This is a genomic window from Microbacterium sp. Soil_N32 (assembly GCF_057655505.1).
Genome location: NZ_JBDGME010000019.1, coordinates 672895 through 686348, shown reverse-complemented (window position 1 = coordinate 686348; position 13454 = coordinate 672895). Strand labels below are relative to the sequence as shown.

At 70.5% G+C, this 13454-nt stretch carries 18 protein-coding genes, 1 tRNA gene and 1 other RNA gene; 7 read left to right on the top strand and 13 right to left on the bottom strand.

The annotated features are described in order from the left end of the window. Positions 1-16: 16 nt before the first annotated feature. The gene (locus AC3A3J_RS11525) at positions 17-682 is read right to left on the bottom strand and encodes an SIMPL domain-containing protein (protein WP_487672404.1); all 666 of its coding nucleotides are present in this window, start codon (positions 680-682) and stop codon (positions 17-19) included. Between the two features lie 158 nt (positions 683-840). Here AC3A3J_RS11525 and ssrA point away from each other — a divergent pair. Continuing rightward, positions 841-1210, top strand: a transfer-messenger RNA (tmRNA) gene (gene ssrA / locus AC3A3J_RS11520). Between the two features lie 108 nt (positions 1211-1318). Here the strand turns inward: ssrA and AC3A3J_RS11515 are convergent. Continuing rightward, the gene (locus AC3A3J_RS11515; RefSeq protein WP_487672403.1) at positions 1319-2050 is read right to left on the bottom strand and encodes an alpha/beta fold hydrolase; all 732 of its coding nucleotides are present in this window, start codon (positions 2048-2050) and stop codon (positions 1319-1321) included. Positions 2051-2123: 73 nt separating this feature from the next. On the opposite strand from AC3A3J_RS11515, the gene AC3A3J_RS11510 reads away from it, so the two are divergent. After that, positions 2124-2822 carry a helix-turn-helix transcriptional regulator gene (locus AC3A3J_RS11510; protein WP_487672402.1) on the top strand — a complete coding sequence of 233 codons (699 nt, stop codon included), beginning with the start codon at positions 2124-2126 and terminating at the stop codon, positions 2820-2822. A gap of 81 nt (positions 2823-2903) precedes the next feature. Then, positions 2904-3197, top strand: coding sequence for a DUF7882 family protein (locus AC3A3J_RS11505; RefSeq protein WP_487672401.1), 294 nt, complete (start codon positions 2904-2906; stop codon positions 3195-3197). 17 nt (positions 3198-3214) lie between these two features. Here AC3A3J_RS11505 and AC3A3J_RS11500 read toward each other — a convergent pair whose 3' ends face one another. From AC3A3J_RS11500 to AC3A3J_RS11485, 4 genes are all read right to left on the bottom strand, one after another. After that, entirely contained in the window at positions 3215-3499 is a 285-nt protein-coding gene (locus tag AC3A3J_RS11500; RefSeq protein ID WP_487672400.1) for a hypothetical protein, read from the bottom strand. A gap of 163 nt (positions 3500-3662) precedes the next feature. Next, a complete protein-coding gene (locus AC3A3J_RS11495; RefSeq protein ID WP_487672399.1) occupies positions 3663-3818 on the bottom strand; it encodes a hypothetical protein in 156 nt (51 codons plus the stop codon). Between the two features lie 76 nt (positions 3819-3894). Continuing rightward, a complete protein-coding gene (locus AC3A3J_RS11490) occupies positions 3895-4083 on the bottom strand; it encodes a hypothetical protein (protein WP_487672398.1) in 189 nt (62 codons plus the stop codon). Between the two features lie 42 nt (positions 4084-4125). Continuing rightward, on the bottom strand, positions 4126-5400 hold the full coding sequence (locus tag AC3A3J_RS11485) for an MFS transporter (RefSeq protein WP_487672397.1): 1275 nt from the start codon (positions 5398-5400) through the stop codon (positions 4126-4128). A gap of 76 nt (positions 5401-5476) precedes the next feature. On the opposite strand from AC3A3J_RS11485, the gene AC3A3J_RS11480 reads away from it, so the two are divergent. Further along, positions 5477-6049 (top strand): TetR/AcrR family transcriptional regulator, encoded by a 573-nt coding sequence (locus AC3A3J_RS11480; protein ID WP_487672396.1) that lies wholly within the window; start codon positions 5477-5479, stop codon positions 6047-6049. Here the strand turns inward: AC3A3J_RS11480 and AC3A3J_RS11475 are convergent. The 6 genes from AC3A3J_RS11475 to AC3A3J_RS11450 all read right to left on the bottom strand — a co-directional run bounded on the left by AC3A3J_RS11475 (position 6030) and on the right by AC3A3J_RS11450 (position 10232). Further along, positions 6030-6605, bottom strand: coding sequence for a hypothetical protein (locus AC3A3J_RS11475; RefSeq protein ID WP_487672395.1), 576 nt, complete (start codon positions 6603-6605; stop codon positions 6030-6032). The genes AC3A3J_RS11480 and AC3A3J_RS11475 overlap by 20 nt on opposite strands. A 17-nt stretch (positions 6606-6622) precedes the next feature. Continuing rightward, entirely contained in the window at positions 6623-7420 is a 798-nt protein-coding gene (locus AC3A3J_RS11470) for an inositol monophosphatase family protein (RefSeq protein WP_487672394.1), read from the bottom strand. A gap of 114 nt (positions 7421-7534) precedes the next feature. Next, positions 7535-7607, bottom strand: a tRNA-Lys gene (locus tag AC3A3J_RS11465). Positions 7608-7726: 119 nt separating this feature from the next. Then, positions 7727-8956, bottom strand: a complete 1230-nt coding sequence (locus AC3A3J_RS11460; RefSeq protein WP_487672393.1) for an MFS transporter — start codon at positions 8954-8956, stop codon at positions 7727-7729. Then, positions 8953-9393, bottom strand: a complete 441-nt coding sequence (locus AC3A3J_RS11455; protein ID WP_487672392.1) for a MarR family winged helix-turn-helix transcriptional regulator — start codon at positions 9391-9393, stop codon at positions 8953-8955. The genes AC3A3J_RS11460 and AC3A3J_RS11455 overlap by 4 nt, the downstream gene beginning before the upstream one ends. A gap of 50 nt (positions 9394-9443) precedes the next feature. Further along, entirely contained in the window at positions 9444-10232 is a 789-nt protein-coding gene (locus AC3A3J_RS11450) for an IclR family transcriptional regulator (protein WP_487672391.1), read from the bottom strand. A 103-nt stretch (positions 10233-10335) separates the two neighbouring features. On the opposite strand from AC3A3J_RS11450, the gene AC3A3J_RS11445 reads away from it, so the two are divergent. From AC3A3J_RS11445 to AC3A3J_RS11435, 3 genes are read left to right on the top strand one after another with little or no spacing between them, the layout of a single operon-like run. Next, a complete protein-coding gene (locus AC3A3J_RS11445) occupies positions 10336-11097 on the top strand; it encodes a CoA transferase subunit A (RefSeq protein WP_487672390.1) in 762 nt (253 codons plus the stop codon). A 1-nt stretch (position 11098) separates the two neighbouring features. Further along, positions 11099-11755, top strand: coding sequence for a 3-oxoacid CoA-transferase subunit B (locus AC3A3J_RS11440; RefSeq protein ID WP_487672389.1), 657 nt, complete (start codon positions 11099-11101; stop codon positions 11753-11755). 1 nt (position 11756) lies between these two features. Then, on the top strand, positions 11757-12941 hold the full coding sequence (locus AC3A3J_RS11435) for an acetyl-CoA C-acetyltransferase (protein ID WP_487672388.1): 1185 nt from the start codon (positions 11757-11759) through the stop codon (positions 12939-12941). Between the two features lie 45 nt (positions 12942-12986). Here AC3A3J_RS11435 and AC3A3J_RS11430 read toward each other — a convergent pair whose 3' ends face one another. After that, a complete protein-coding gene (locus AC3A3J_RS11430) occupies positions 12987-13286 on the bottom strand; it encodes a hypothetical protein (protein ID WP_487672387.1) in 300 nt (99 codons plus the stop codon). Positions 13287-13454 lie beyond the last annotated feature (168 nt).

Below are 13454 nucleotides of genomic sequence, written 5' to 3'. Positions count from 1 at the left end.
CTACGCCGACGGGTGGTCAGCGGGCGAGGAACCGACCCTCGACCGTCGCCGACACGATGATCTCGTCGGGCTCGTACGCCATTCCCGGCGAAGTGTCGGCGGCGGCGAAGGCCGCCCCGCGCGCCTTCAGCATCGGCGCAGACGTCGGGCCCTGCGGGCCGGAGATGAGGCCGACGTCGGCGATCTCGACGGGGACAACGGTCTCGAGGCCGAGGGCTCCGGCATAGGCCTCTGCGCGGGTGACGGCGACCCCGACGGCTGCCGCAGCGACCTCTCGTTCGACGCGGGCGCGGGTCTCTGCGGTCAGGTGCCAGTTCACCCCTCCGATCTCCACACCGTCCCACGCCGAGACGTCGGAGACCCAGAGAGAGAGCTCGGTGGCCTCGGAGAACGTCGAGGTGAAGTCGATTCCGGCGTAGTACACGGGCGCCAGTCGCTTTCCCTCGTTGTTCCATGGACGCTCCGCGCGAACCGAGAGGCGAGTGCTCGACCAGTCGTGGACCGCCCCGTTCGCCGCCCGCTCGGTGATGCTGTCGCGGACCGGCTGCGCCAGGCGCATGACCTCGTCGACCACCGCTGCGCGGTCGGGGCCGTCGGATCGGAGGCTGAGTCGCACGGTGGCGCGTTCGGGCGCGATGCGCGCCTCATGCTCGCCGCGGACGGTGACGGTGACATCGCTCATGCCGCGACTCTACGCCCGTCGCCTGGCTGGGACCGGGGAGCGTCGTGGGGCGGGAATGACATCGGTGTCGGGATCGTTGTATCCTGTGAAGCCGGGTGCGGAGCATCCGGGATGAAAACTCCACAGAGCGACAGCGGCTCCTTCGAGAGAAGGACCACGGGGCTGATCGGTTTCGACAGCGCCTGTGAATCCACGAGAAGCGGGCCGAGGATGCAGAGTTATCTCGTTAACGCTCTCTGCAAAACAATAGTTGCCGAAACCAAGCGCAACGACTTCGCCCTCGCTGCCTAAGCGAGCCCGATAGTCCGTCAGACCGTATGTGATTCCGATACGGATCCTGGCGTCATCTAGGAATCTTGCTGCGTGACGGCGTCTGGACGTCACGTGGGACTCTTCCCAGGCTGGGCTCGTCGACTTGGGTGTCTGTGACAAAGGTCGGAGCCGAGCAGAACGCTTCCACAGACTGCGCCCGGAGAAGGCGTGGAGACTCAGCGTTGGACGGGGGTTCGATTCCCCCCAGCTCCACCAGGTCGCTGTCGCACACGAAGAGGCTCGCCTCCCCATCGTCATGGGGAGGCGAGCCTCTTCGCTTTCCGGCGTTGCCGTCCGCGACGGGACACAGGCTCCCGTCGACCGTCAGGCGGTCTTCGCGGCGACCGACCGGATCACATCGGCGAGTTCGCGCGGCCGGCTCCACATCGGCCAGTGCCCCGTCGGCAGATCGATGACCTCGACGTCGGCGAGTCGGCCGACCTCCGCGAACATCGGGTGGCCGGCCTGTACGAGCTGCTGCAGCTGCGTGCCGGAGATCGAGCAGCACACCAGGGTCGTCGGAACGCCATGACGGGCGTCGTTGGACAGGGCGACGGCCTCACGAAGTACGGGACCGGGCTCCGGCACCGCACGTTCGCGGAACCGGGCGAGGACGGCGTCGCTCAGGCCTTCGAGGCTCGCCTGACGACCGAGGTCGTCGAAGGGCGGCAATGGGAGTTCGTCGACGCCGGCAGGCAGATCCGGAGCGAACGCGCTGCCGTCGGACACCGGACCCGAATCGACCCAGATCACCCGGGCGACGAGTTCGGGATTTCGGTCGAGAAGGAGGGTCACCGGGGCGTTGGCGCCGCTGTGTGCGACGAGGATCGCCGGCACGTCGCCGCGCGAGGTGATGGCGTCTCGGATCGCGCGCACCTGATCGTCGAGGGTCCTCGTGGTGCGTTCGCTGTCGTCGGCGTCGAGACCCGGGAGGGTCACCGCCACCGTTCGGGCGCGATCGCCTTCGAGGTGGGCGAGGACCTCGTCCCACGCCCAGGCGCCGAGCCAGTGCCCGGCGATGAGGAGGATGGTCGGTGGGGGCGTCGTGGTGTTCATGTCTCCACCTTCGCAGCGCCCCGCGACAGCTGTGTGTCACTATCTATGTCATGAATATCCGAACGTGCGCACGGTGAAACGAACCGAACGGCTGCACGCCCTCACCGAGACGCTTCGACGCGGGGGAACGCGGGGGGTGTCCGCCGAGCGTCTCGCGCGGGAGTTCGAGGTGTCGGTGAGAACGGTCAAACGCGACCTCGATGCGCTCGAGAGCAGCGGTGCGCCGATCTGGTCGCGCCCCGGGCCCGGGGGAGGGTACGGCCTGGCCGAGAGCGGCGCGTTGCCGCCCATCACCCTTTCGCCGTCGCAGGCCGTGGCGCTCATGGCCGCCGTGTCGGCCGCGCATGATGCCCCCTATGCCGACCTGGCGGCGGCCGGTGTGCGGAAGATTCTGGCGGTCATCGACCCTCGAACCCGCGAGAAGGCGGACGCGTTGGCGGATCGCGTCTGGGTCGATGCGCCGCCCGTGCCCTCGCGAGCCGTCCGGTCGGCGATCGAGGAGGGGATGGCCGAGCAGCGGGTGCTCCGCATTCGGTACACCGCACGTGACGGGGTCACGACGGACCGCGACGTCGAGCCGGTGTTGTTCGCGTCCACGGGTGGCCGGTGGTACTTGGTGGGGTGGTGCCGGCTGCGCGATGGGATGCGGTGGTTCGCCGTTTCGCGCATCGGACGGGCCGCTGTGACGCGGATGTCGTGCACGGGGCATACCGTCGAGGAGGTCGGTGAGCCCCCGACGAACGCGAACTCCGTGCGCGGCGGGAGGGACTGACGGGCCCGGGAGGCTGTGCGGACGGTGTAAGCGATGCGGCGGGATTCGTAGCGTCGCGCTCCGGGGACATAGTGTTCTCCCATGGGAAAGCTCGAGTACAACAGCTCTCGTCCGCCGATCGAGGTCGATGACGAGACGCTCGTGCACGTCAAGATCGTCATGGGGACGAAGTTGCGGCGTCAGGAGAGCTTCATGATGACCTGGATGGCGGACTCTCCGAACCGTCGACGGATGACCGCGTGGATGCACCCGAGCATCCCTCTGATCATCGAGTTCGACTCCGAGCAGGTGCCCGCCGTCGACCCCCGGCGCGTCGAACGGATGATGGGGTCGCTGAACGCCCGGGGCGAGCTGGTTCTCGACGACCTGCGCTGAGACCCGGCGCACGTCGCTCAGGCTGTCCCCGTCGTGGACAGCGTGACGGCGTTGCCCCACACCCAACACCGGAAGGCCTCCCCGCCCGCCCGGAACTCGATGCCGGCGGCGAGGGGTGTCGATCGCAGCAGCCGGGCGTCGACGCGCACGGCTTCGGCGCCGAAGCGCACCCATGCCGAGACGGCCCGGGGGCGCGGGTATACCGTGAGGGGCTGCTCACGCAGATCGATCTCCCGTTCCGTGAGCGACTGCAGTGGTCCGCGTCGGGCTGCGGCGAGGATCGCATCGTGCTGCGACCTCATGTCACGGTAGGCGGAGAGCGTCGCCCCAGGGTTACCCATCGCCGGCAGTTCCTTTCTCCGGCCGAGGAGAACGACTGTAGGCGGGGCCTCCGACACCGCGGAACATGACGAGACCCCGGGTCGCGAGGGATCACCGGGGTCTCGTCGTGGCCGAACGGACGGCTCAGGCGTCGGCAGAGGTGCCGTCGTCGTCTCCGCGGTTCGTCGGCGGCACGGCGGGCGGATCGGCCTTGCCGTCCTCCGCGCCGAGGTTGTCGTTCTCCTCGGGGCCGGGGGACGGCTCCGTGCTGATGTCGTTACGGTCGTTGTCGCTGCTCATGGGAGGCTCCTCTCGTCGACGTAGAAGCCCACCCTGCCGCACAGGGGCGGGTGGGCGCACCGGCTTGACAACGAGCTCACTCGAAGGCGCCGCCGTCGAGGGGCACGGTCGGCTCCTCGGGATTGGGCGCGAGCGGTTCGTCCGGAGTCGGGGCGAGGGGCTCCTCGGGGTGGGGGAACGACGGTTCCTGCGGCTCGGGCGCGAGCGGCTCCGGACGGATGGGCTGCTCTCCGGGGGAGAGCGGCGTGGAGGACTCGGGGATCATGGGATGCTCCTTCCGCGGCGGTCGTGCCGCATCTGCACTCGATCACGTGTGGCGTCGTCTGTCATCGCCCTTGCGTCGTGCCGGACCGTGTGCTGCCCGTTCATCGAGAGGTGCGGTCACGAGGGCGACGATGGTCGCCGCCGTTGCGCCGAGCAGCGCGACGGGGAGCCCGGCGATGTCGCCGAGCGCTCCCCAGGCCGGTGACGATGCCGCCTGTCCGACCGCGAGCAGGAGGAACGCCGAGCCGACACCACGGGCGGGGTCGTCGGGGTGGACCCGCGTGCCGGCGATCAGGAGCACGCCGGTGGCCGCGATGTACACGGCTCCGAACACTCCGGCTGCCGCAATGGCCGCAACGGCGAGGTGCGGCAGCACCGCGATGGCCGCCGTGCCGATGGCCATGAGCGCCAGGAACACCCGCCAGGCGGTGTTCACACCGAGCCGCCGGATGACGTCGCCCGAGGCCGCGCCCAGCAGCCCGCAGGCTCCGAGCGCGATCCATGCGGTGGTCGCGAGCGGGCGGCCGAGGGATGCGGCCAGAGCGTCCTGGCCGAACGTCCAGACGGCTCCGCTGCCGGCGCCCAGCAGGAGCGCGGCGAGCGGGAGCCGCAGGGCGTCGCTCCGCGCCCCGTGGGACGTGCCGGACGCGGTGGGCCCGGTACGCGTCTCGGTGGACACGCCATGCGTCGTAGCGGGTACGGTGCGCGCAGCAGTGGGCACGGCGGGCGTCCGGGGAGGCGCAGCAGGCGCCGACGGCACGGCGACCGCCACCCACAGCGTCGTCCCTGCGGCCAGGCCTGCGAAGACGAACCATGCGGTGCGCCACTGATCCAGCAGCAGAAGCGCGATCGGTCCGGCGACGAGGACGCCGAGGCCCGTGCCGGCGTTGATGACGCTCTGCACGCGATCGCGCCGCGCCGGAGTGACGCCCTTCGCCACGGCGTCGGCGAGGGCGGGGGATGCCACGCCGGTGCTGGCGCCTCCGATCGCTGCGCCGAGGCCGAGCGTCACGGCATCCGCCGACAGCCCCACGATGATCGTCCCCGCCGTGGCGAGGACGCCCGCCGAGACCGCCACGCTCCGGGCGCCCCATCGCGGAGTGCCGAATGTGGCGGCGGCGACGCCGGCGCAGTAGGCCGCGTAGGCCAGAGAGGCGATGAGGCCGATCGTGGCCGCGTCGAGGTCGAACGCCGCGCGGAACGCGGGGGTGAAGAGCCCGAAGGCGAAGCGCGCGAGCCCGTAGCAGACGGCGATCAATGACAGTCCGGCGGCAGCGAGGTGCCACGGTGCCGCGGCACGGGGGAGAGTGTCTGTCATGAGGGCCTTCCGAGGTTCACCGATCAGTGAAGTATACGGCCGGAGTACACTGATCGGTGAAGTGGGGAGAAGATCCATGACCGAGCGAGCCACGACCTTGACGCCGGGAGCCCGGCGCATCCTCGACGCCGCCTCTCAGCTGTTCTACGAGCGCGGCATTCAGGCCGTCGGCGTCGACGCCATAGCCTCCGCCTCGGGCGTGACCAAACGCACCCTGTACGACCGCTTCGGGTCGAAGGAGGCGCTCGTCACCGCCTACCTCGAACGACGGGACGCCTCGTGGTGGGCGCGATGGGAGCAACGCCTCGCGACCGCGGCGTCCCCGCGCGCCCTGACCGTGTTCGACGCCTACCGGGAGGATGCCGACAGTTCAGGGCGCGGATGCGCCTTCCTCAACGCTGCGGCCGAGCTGCCGGAGGGCCACCCCGCGCTGCCGGTGATCCGCAGGCACAAACGCCGGGTGCGTCAGCGCATCGAGGAGCTGGTGAGCGAGGACTCGCAGGCGGAACCCGCTTCCCTCGCCGACCACCTGTTCCTGCTCGCCGAGGGGGCCGTCGCCCAGCAGGCCGTCGACGGAGACACCGACCGGTTGCTCCACGCCCGCACGCTCGCCGCCGGCCTGTTCGAGGTCAGGGGGTCCACTCGATGAGCAGCAGCCCCTGCTTCGTGTCGGCGAACTCCACCCATCCGTCGCCGAAGAGATAGGTCATGCCGTAGCCCTCGTCGTCGGTGGCCATGGCATACGCCGGGTCCTCGGTGATGATGACCTCTCCGCCCGCGTCCTCGCGCCGCCATCCGCTCGCGAGCAACGAGTTCTGCGCGCTCGCCGCATCCGTCGGGCTGATCGCGGCCCAGCCGTAGAACTGGCCGTGATCCGAGGCGATCGAGTAGTCGGCCCAGAAGCACAGCAGGCCCGCGTCCTCACCGACGGGCACGTCGCCGATCACGAACTCCTTCGTCTCGGCGGTCCACCCCTGGGCCGTCAGGGCGTCGACCGTGCCGGGCGAGATCATCGACTCGCAGCTCAGCGCGCCGGGGGTGCGGTCGGGCTCGGGCGTGGTGGCGGGGCCGGCGGTCGGGGTGGGGGACGACGCCGAGTCGCTCGGCTGAGAGGTCTTCTCGGGCGCGGGGGTCGGCGAGCATCCGACGAGCGCAGCGGCGACCAGGAGGAGGCCGATCGTCGCGGAGGGGAGGCGGGAGGTCATCGTGTGGGTCCGGTTCGTCAGGAGTGCAGCAGGGTGAGGAACGCGTCGTGCAGCACGCCGTTGGTGGCGAGCGTCGAGCGGGCCGAGATCGTCTCGTCACCGTCGAACGAGGTCATGCGGCCGCCGGCCGCGCGCACGATCGCGACGGCCGCCGCGATGTCGTACTCCTTCACGTCGAACTCCGCGACCATGTCGAGGCGCCCCTCGGCGAGCAGCATGTATGAGAACACGTCGCCGTAGGCGCGGTCCCGCCACACGCGTTCGGCGAGATGCAGGAGCTGATCGAGGCGGCCGGCGTCCCGCCACTGCCCGATGCTCTGGAAGCTGACGCTCGCGTCGTCGAGCGTGTCGACGGCGGAGACCTGCAGGCGCTTCGGGGCATCGGGCGTGCCGGTCCACGCTCCACCCGCCGGAGACGCCCACCAGCGGCGCTCGAGGGCGGGCATGCTCACGACGCCGACCTGCGGCACGCCGTCGACGGCGAGCGCGATCATGGTGCCCCACAGCGGAACGCCGCGCAGGAAGTTGGCGGTGCCGTCGATGGGGTCGATGATCCACTGGCGGCGGCTGTCGCCTTCGGCGCCGTACTCCTCGCCGAAGATGCCGTCGCCGGGACGCTCCTGCTGCAGCACAGCACGGATCGCGCGCTCGGTGGCCAGATCGGCGTCGGTGACGTGCGAGCGGTCGGCCTTCGTCGAGACCTCGAGGTCGGCGGCGTCGAAGCGCGGGAGCGACTGTGCGTCTGCCGCGTCCGCGAGGCGCAGCGCGAGTGCGAGGTCGTCGTCGAACGAAGGCGTGGGGGAGAGCGCGGTCACCCGAACAGCGTAGTCGGCGCTCCCGTGAGACCCCTCGATGTGAACGCGTGAGACGAATCGGCTCGGAATGCGAAAAAGCCCCGAAGTCCGGCGAGAGACTTCGAGGCTGATCCGTGCACCCCCAGGGACTTGAACCCTGAACCCACTGATTAAGAGTCAGTTGCTCTGCCGATTGAGCTAGAGGTGCGTGGCCCGGGAGAACCCCGACCGAGGAATTACATTACCAGGGGATCGGCGCCGGGCGAAATCGAGCGCGGATCGCGGGAGTGTCGCGCCCGGTGGGGCAGCGACGCTCCCGCGATCGGCTCAGGCGGCGTCGCCGACGAGGATCGCCTGCGCGTCCTCGTCGGGCGACGCGTCGGCGTGCTCGTCGATGTGTGCCAGGGCACGACGGCCGAGGAGGATCGTCAGCCCGGCGAGCAGGACCGATGCCGCGGCGAAGAGGTAGGGGACGGTCGCGTTGAACGCGTGCCACAGCAGCGCGGCGAGAGGCGGAGCCATCGCGCCGCCCAGGAAGCGCACGGCCGAGTACGACGACGAGGCCACGGAGCGGGGGAGGTCGGTCGCCTCCATCACCGCCTCGGTCAGCACGGTGTTCATCACGCCGAGCAGCAGGCCGCCGATCACGATGCACACGACGAGGCCCGCGGGTGAGCCGGCGAGCAGTCCGGCGGCGACGAGGTCGACCGCGAGCAGGGGGAGCACGGTGAGCAGGATGCGCGTGCGCGGCATACGCCGCATCAGGAACGGCGCGACCCAGACACTCGTCACGGCGAGAGCCACACCCCAGCCGAAGAACGTGAACCCGATGCCCATCGCCCCGAAGCCGAGCGGGAACGGCGAGAAGGCCAGAAGGACGAAGAATCCGATGTTGTAGAACAGCGCCGCGATCGCGAGCACGGCCAGAGCCGGCCGGCGGAGGGCGGTGAACGGCGCCGAGAAACGGACGGGCGTGCGCTTCTCGTCACCGCCGCGCAGCAGGATGCTCACCGCGATGAAGGCGATCGCCATGAGGCCCACGACCCCGAAGAACGGGCCGCGCCAGCTCACCTCTCCGAGGAGTCCGCCGAGCAGGGGGCCGATGGCGATGCCGAGACCGAGAGCGGCCTCGTAGAGCACGATCGCCGCACCGCTCCCGCCCGAGGCCGCGCCGACGATGGTGGCGAGTGCCGTCGAGATGAACAGTGCGTTGCCCAGACCCCATCCGGCTCGGAACCCGATGACCGCGTCGACGCTGCCGCTCAGGGCGCAGAGAAGGGAGAACGCGACGATCAGCCCGAGTCCGACCAGCAGTGTGGCCTTCGCGCCGATGCGGCTCGAGACCCAACTCGTCACGAGCATGGCGAGACCGGTGACCAGCAGGTAGCTGGTGAACAGCAGCTCGGTCTCGACCGGTGACGCTTCGAGCGACTCGGCGATGGCGGGGAGGATCGGGTCGACCAAGCCGATGCCCATGAAGGCCACGACGCTGGCGAAGGCGACCGCCCAGACCTGCGCCGGTTGCTTCCAGGGGGAGGGGGTGGCGGTCGTATTCACTGCGATGCGTCCTTTCGGTCGTTCTGGTCGGTGTGCGCGGCGAGGATCTCGGCGGCGCGGGTCAGCGTGCGCCATTCCTCATCGCTGAGGGAGGCGAAGCGGGGGGCGAGGGTGTCGCGGAACTCGTCCCGCCAGGCGCGGAGTGCATCGGTGCCCGCTGTCGTGACCCCGACCACGACCGCTCGCGAGTCGGAGGGGTCGGCGGAGCGCTGCACGAGCCCGTCTCGCTCCAGCGCGCCGAGCAGTCGGGTCATGCCGGGCTGAGTGGTGCGCGCCGCTCGGGCGAGCTCGCCCACGCGCGCAGCGCCTTGGCGGTCGAGCAGAGAAAGCACGCGCCACTGCGCGGCGGGCGCCTCATTCCCCGCATCCTGCGCGGCGATGCGCCCGAGCGCATAGCCCGAGAGCACGATCGAAGGAATCACATCAGCTCGTTGCATACCCGCAAGTATATACCTGTTGGTATGAAACGGCCCGCGTCGGGTGGTCGTTAGTGCCGCGACCCGGCGATGCGCGCCGTCAACTCGTGGGCGTGTGCGAGGAGAACGCGGCCGAGTTGGGGAAGACGGTCGGGTCCGAAACGGAACCCGACGCCGGTGAGACTCAGTGCCCATTCCGGTCGACCGTGCCGGTCGAACACCGCGGCGCCCAGCCCCCAACTGCCTTCGACGATGAGGCCGGGGTTGACGGCGAACCCGCGTTCCTTGGTCTCGTCGAGTCGACGGCGCAACGGCGCAGCGGCATGCGTGCGGCCCCAGGTCGTCGCGAGGTCGGGATGCCGGGCGAGATAGGCATCCACATCGTGGTCGGGGAGGAACGCGAGGATGGCGAGTCCGGCGCTCGCGACGCCCAGGGGGAAGCGCACGCCCTCGCTGAGGACGAACGAGCGGATGGGGAACGACCCCTCCTCGCGGAGCAGGCACACCGTCTCGTCGGCGCGCCGCACCGAGAAGAACGCGCTCTCCTCGGTCTTCACCGCCAGGGAGCGCACGACGTCGCGAGCGATCGCCGTCACGTCGTACCGTGCGGCGGCGGCATTGCCCAGCACGAACAGCTCGGGACCGGGCATCCACCGGGCCGTCGCCTCGTCGCGGTCGACCAGGCCTTCCGCCCGCAGTGCGCTGAGCAGGCGGTGCGCTGTCGACCGGGTGAGGTCGGCGCGCCGCGAGAGATCCTGCAGCGACGCGCCGTCCGACCCGCTGCTCGATACCAGGCGCAGGAGGCGGGCGGCGCGGGCGATCGCCTGCGCGCCGGGGACGGTGGCCGTCGCGTGTTCCACATGGTGGACGCTACTCGCCGCGATGTCCACATCGCAAGAACCTCCGCGCGGCGGGCGGGCAGGGCCCCGCATGCTGGAGAGACGTCCGTTCGAAGGAGTACGCGTGATCGACAAGCAGTGGCCCTCTGCCGCCGAGGCCGTGGCCGACATTCCCGACGGGGCATCCCTGGCCGTCGGCGGGTTCGGACTCTCCGGCAATCCCATCGCCCTCATCGAGGCGCTCCTCGCGCAGGGGACGACCGACCTTCGCGTCGTGAGCAACAACTGCGGCGTCGACGACTGGGGGCTCGGCGTGCTGCTCGCGGCGCACCGCATCCGCAAGATGACCTCGTCGTACGTCGGCGAGAACAAGGAGTTCGAGAGGCAGTTCCTCACCGGTGAGCTCGAGCTCGAGCTGACCCCGCAGGGAACCCTGGCCGAGAAGCTGCGTGCCGGCGGTTCGGGCATCGCCGCCTTCTACACCCAGACCGGCGTCGGGACCCAGGTCGCCGAAGGGGGGCTGCCGCAGCGGTACGCGCCCGACGGCTCGATCGCCGTCGCCTCACCGGCGAAGGACGTACGCACGTTCGACGGCGCGGACTACGTGCTCGAAGAGGCCATCACCACCGATTTCGCCCTCGTGCACGCCGCCACGGGCGACCGCCACGGCAACCTCGTCTTCACGAAGGCCGCCCGCAACTTCAACCCCCTCGCCGCGATGGCCGGCCGCATCTGCATCGCGCAGGTCGAGCGCCTCGTCGAACCGGGCGAACTCGACCCCGACAGCGTCCACCTCCCCGGTGTCTTCGTGCACCGCATCGTCGAGGTCGGCACCGACATCCCCAAGCGCATCGAGCGGCGCACGGTCGCCGCGGAAGGAGCCTGACATGGCGCTCACCCGTGATCAGATGGCAGCAAGGGCCGCCGCCGAACTCGCCGACGGCTCGTACGTCAACCTCGGCATCGGGCTCCCCACGCTCGTTCCCAACTTCGTGCCGCGCGATGTCACCGTGGTGCTGCAGTCGGAGAACGGCATTCTCGGCGTCGGCCCATACCCGACCGAGGACGCCGTCGACCCCGATCTCATCAACGCGGGCAAGGAGACGGTCACCGTGCTGCCGGGGGCGGCATTCTTCGACTCGGCGACGAGCTTCGGCATGATCCGCGGCGGGAAGATCGACGCCGCGATCCTCGGGGCCATGCAGGTCTCGGCGCGCGGCGACCTGGCGAACTGGATGATCCCGGGGAAGATGGTCAAGGGCCCCGGAGGCGCCATGGACCTCGTGCACGGAGCCGCGCGCGTGATCGTACTCATGGAGCACGTCGCGAAGGACGGATCGGCGAAGATCGTCGACGACTGCTCGCTTCCGCTCACCGGGCGCGGAGTCGTGGACCGCATCATCACCGACCTGGCCGTGATCGACGTCACGGACGACGGGCTCGTGCTGGTCGAGACCGCGCCCGGCGTGAGCGTGGAGCAGATCGTCGCAGCCACCGAACCGCCGCTCGCCATCGCGGCGCACCTGGAACGAGAGGATGCATGACATGAACGACGACGACATCGTCATCGTCGCGGCCGCACGGACGCCGCAGGGACGCCTGAAGGGCCAGCTCGCGGCGTTCGCCGCGCCTCAACTCGGCGGGTTCGCGATCCGCGGAGCGCTCGAGCGCGGAGGCGTGGACGCGGGCGAGATCGACGCGGTCATCCTGGGGCAGGTGCTCGCCGCCGGTTCGGGACAGAACGCGGCACGTCAGGCGGCCATCGCCGCCGGGATCGGCTGGGACGTGCCAGCGCACTCCGTGAACAAGGTGTGCCTCTCGGGCCTCACCGCGGTGATCGACGCCGCACGGATGATCCGCACCGGCGACGCCGAAGTGGTCGTCGCCGGCGGCATGGAGTCGATGACCCGCGCGCCGCACCTGCTCATGGGCTCGCGCGACGGGTGGACGTACGGCTCTGTCGAGGTGCTCGACCATATGGCCTACGACGGGTTGACCGATGCATACGACCAGGAGAGCATGGGGGCCTCGACCGAGCGTCACAACGCCCGGTACGAACTCACGCGCGAGGCGCAGGATGCCGTCGCCGCCCTGTCGCACCAGCGCGCCGCCGCCGCCCAGGCGTCCGGGACGTTCGACGACGAGATCGTCGCCGTGTCGGTGCCGCAGCGCCGCGGGGAGCCGCTGCAGGTCACGTCCGACGAGGGCGTGCGGCCGGAGACCACGGTCGAGACGCTCGCCGGATTGCGGGCGGCCTTTGCCGAAGGCGGCTCGATCACCGCCGGCAACTCGTCGCAGATCTCCGACGGAGCCGCGGCCGTGGTGGTGACGACCCGGGGGATCGCTGCGGCGAACGGATGGACGCCGCTCGTGACGGTCGGCGCCAGCGGGCAGACCGCCGGCCCCGACAACTCCCTTCAGGCGCAGCCCGCCCGGGCCATCGAGCGTGCGTGCGAGAAGCAGGGGATCACGCCGGCCGATCTCGACCTCGTCGAGATCAACGAGGCTTTCGGAGCGGTCGTCGCACGTTCTCAGCAGGAGTTGGGGCTCGATGAGGGGATCGTCAATATCCACGGCGGCGGCATCGCGATCGGGCATCCGATCGGTGCGTCGGGAGCGCGGCTCGTCGTCCACGCGGCGCACGAACTCGCGCGCCGCGGCGGCGGGATCGCGGCCGTCGGCCTGTGCGGCGGCGGCGGCCAGGGCGAGGCGCTCATCCTCACCCGCTGACCGGGTCGCGCCCGGGCCTGGCGACGTCCCGGGCCCGGATGCGGCTCAGTCGCGACGGCGCTTCTGCTTCTTCTGCTTCTGCGCGGCGGCCTTGGCGGCCTGCTTCTCGTCGCGGTGCGCACGCTTGGCCTGCGCCGGCGCGAGAGGCGAATCGAGGGCGACCTCCAGGCCGCGGTCGAAGCGGCGCGTGTCTCTGACCGCCCCGAGAGCGAGGGCGAACGTGATCGCCCAGCTCACCCAGGCGAGACCGGCTCGCCAGGTGAACGGCGTCTCGCGGCTGCCGCGGAGGAGCGAGACACCCGTGGTGATCGCTCCGAACAGGCCCGTGCTGAACAGATAGCGCATGGCCCCACCGTACCGGGCCGCGCGCAACGGGCGCGGGGGATTGACACCGTCGGGCGTCGCCGTGCATGCAGGCGGTGTGCAGCGGCGTTCGCTATCCTGGAGGGGTCGCGGCATGCCGCGGCAGAACCGTGTATCTACCGGCCGTCGGCAATCCGGCGGACAGCGGCG

Excerpts from the sequence above, each read along its gene's own strand:
- AC3A3J_RS11525 (WP_487672404.1), bottom strand. The coding sequence starts at position 682 with ATGAGCGATGTCACCGTCACCGTCCGCGGCGAGCATGAGGCGCGCATC.
- AC3A3J_RS11440 (WP_487672389.1), top strand. The coding sequence starts at position 11,099 with ATGGCGCTCACCCGTGATCAGATGGCAGCAAGGGCCGCCGCCGAACTC.
- AC3A3J_RS11480 (WP_487672396.1), top strand. The coding sequence starts at position 5,477 with ATGACCGAGCGAGCCACGACCTTGACGCCGGGAGCCCGGCGCATCCTC.
- AC3A3J_RS11500 (WP_487672400.1), bottom strand. The coding sequence starts at position 3,499 with ATGAGGTCGCAGCACGATGCGATCCTCGCCGCAGCCCGACGCGGACCA.
- AC3A3J_RS11485 (WP_487672397.1), bottom strand. The coding sequence starts at position 5,400 with ATGACAGACACTCTCCCCCGTGCCGCGGCACCGTGGCACCTCGCTGCC.
- AC3A3J_RS11435 (WP_487672388.1), top strand. The coding sequence starts at position 11,757 with ATGAACGACGACGACATCGTCATCGTCGCGGCCGCACGGACGCCGCAG.
- AC3A3J_RS11430 (WP_487672387.1), bottom strand. The coding sequence starts at position 13,286 with ATGCGCTATCTGTTCAGCACGGGCCTGTTCGGAGCGATCACCACGGGT.
- AC3A3J_RS11515 (WP_487672403.1), bottom strand. The coding sequence starts at position 2,050 with ATGAACACCACGACGCCCCCACCGACCATCCTCCTCATCGCCGGGCAC.
- AC3A3J_RS11505 (WP_487672401.1), top strand. The coding sequence starts at position 2,904 with ATGGGAAAGCTCGAGTACAACAGCTCTCGTCCGCCGATCGAGGTCGAT.
- AC3A3J_RS11475 (WP_487672395.1), bottom strand. The coding sequence starts at position 6,605 with ATGACCTCCCGCCTCCCCTCCGCGACGATCGGCCTCCTCCTGGTCGCC.
- AC3A3J_RS11455 (WP_487672392.1), bottom strand. The coding sequence starts at position 9,393 with ATGCAACGAGCTGATGTGATTCCTTCGATCGTGCTCTCGGGCTATGCG.
- AC3A3J_RS11490 (WP_487672398.1), bottom strand. The coding sequence starts at position 4,083 with ATGATCCCCGAGTCCTCCACGCCGCTCTCCCCCGGAGAGCAGCCCATC.
- AC3A3J_RS11495 (WP_487672399.1), bottom strand. The coding sequence starts at position 3,818 with ATGAGCAGCGACAACGACCGTAACGACATCAGCACGGAGCCGTCCCCC.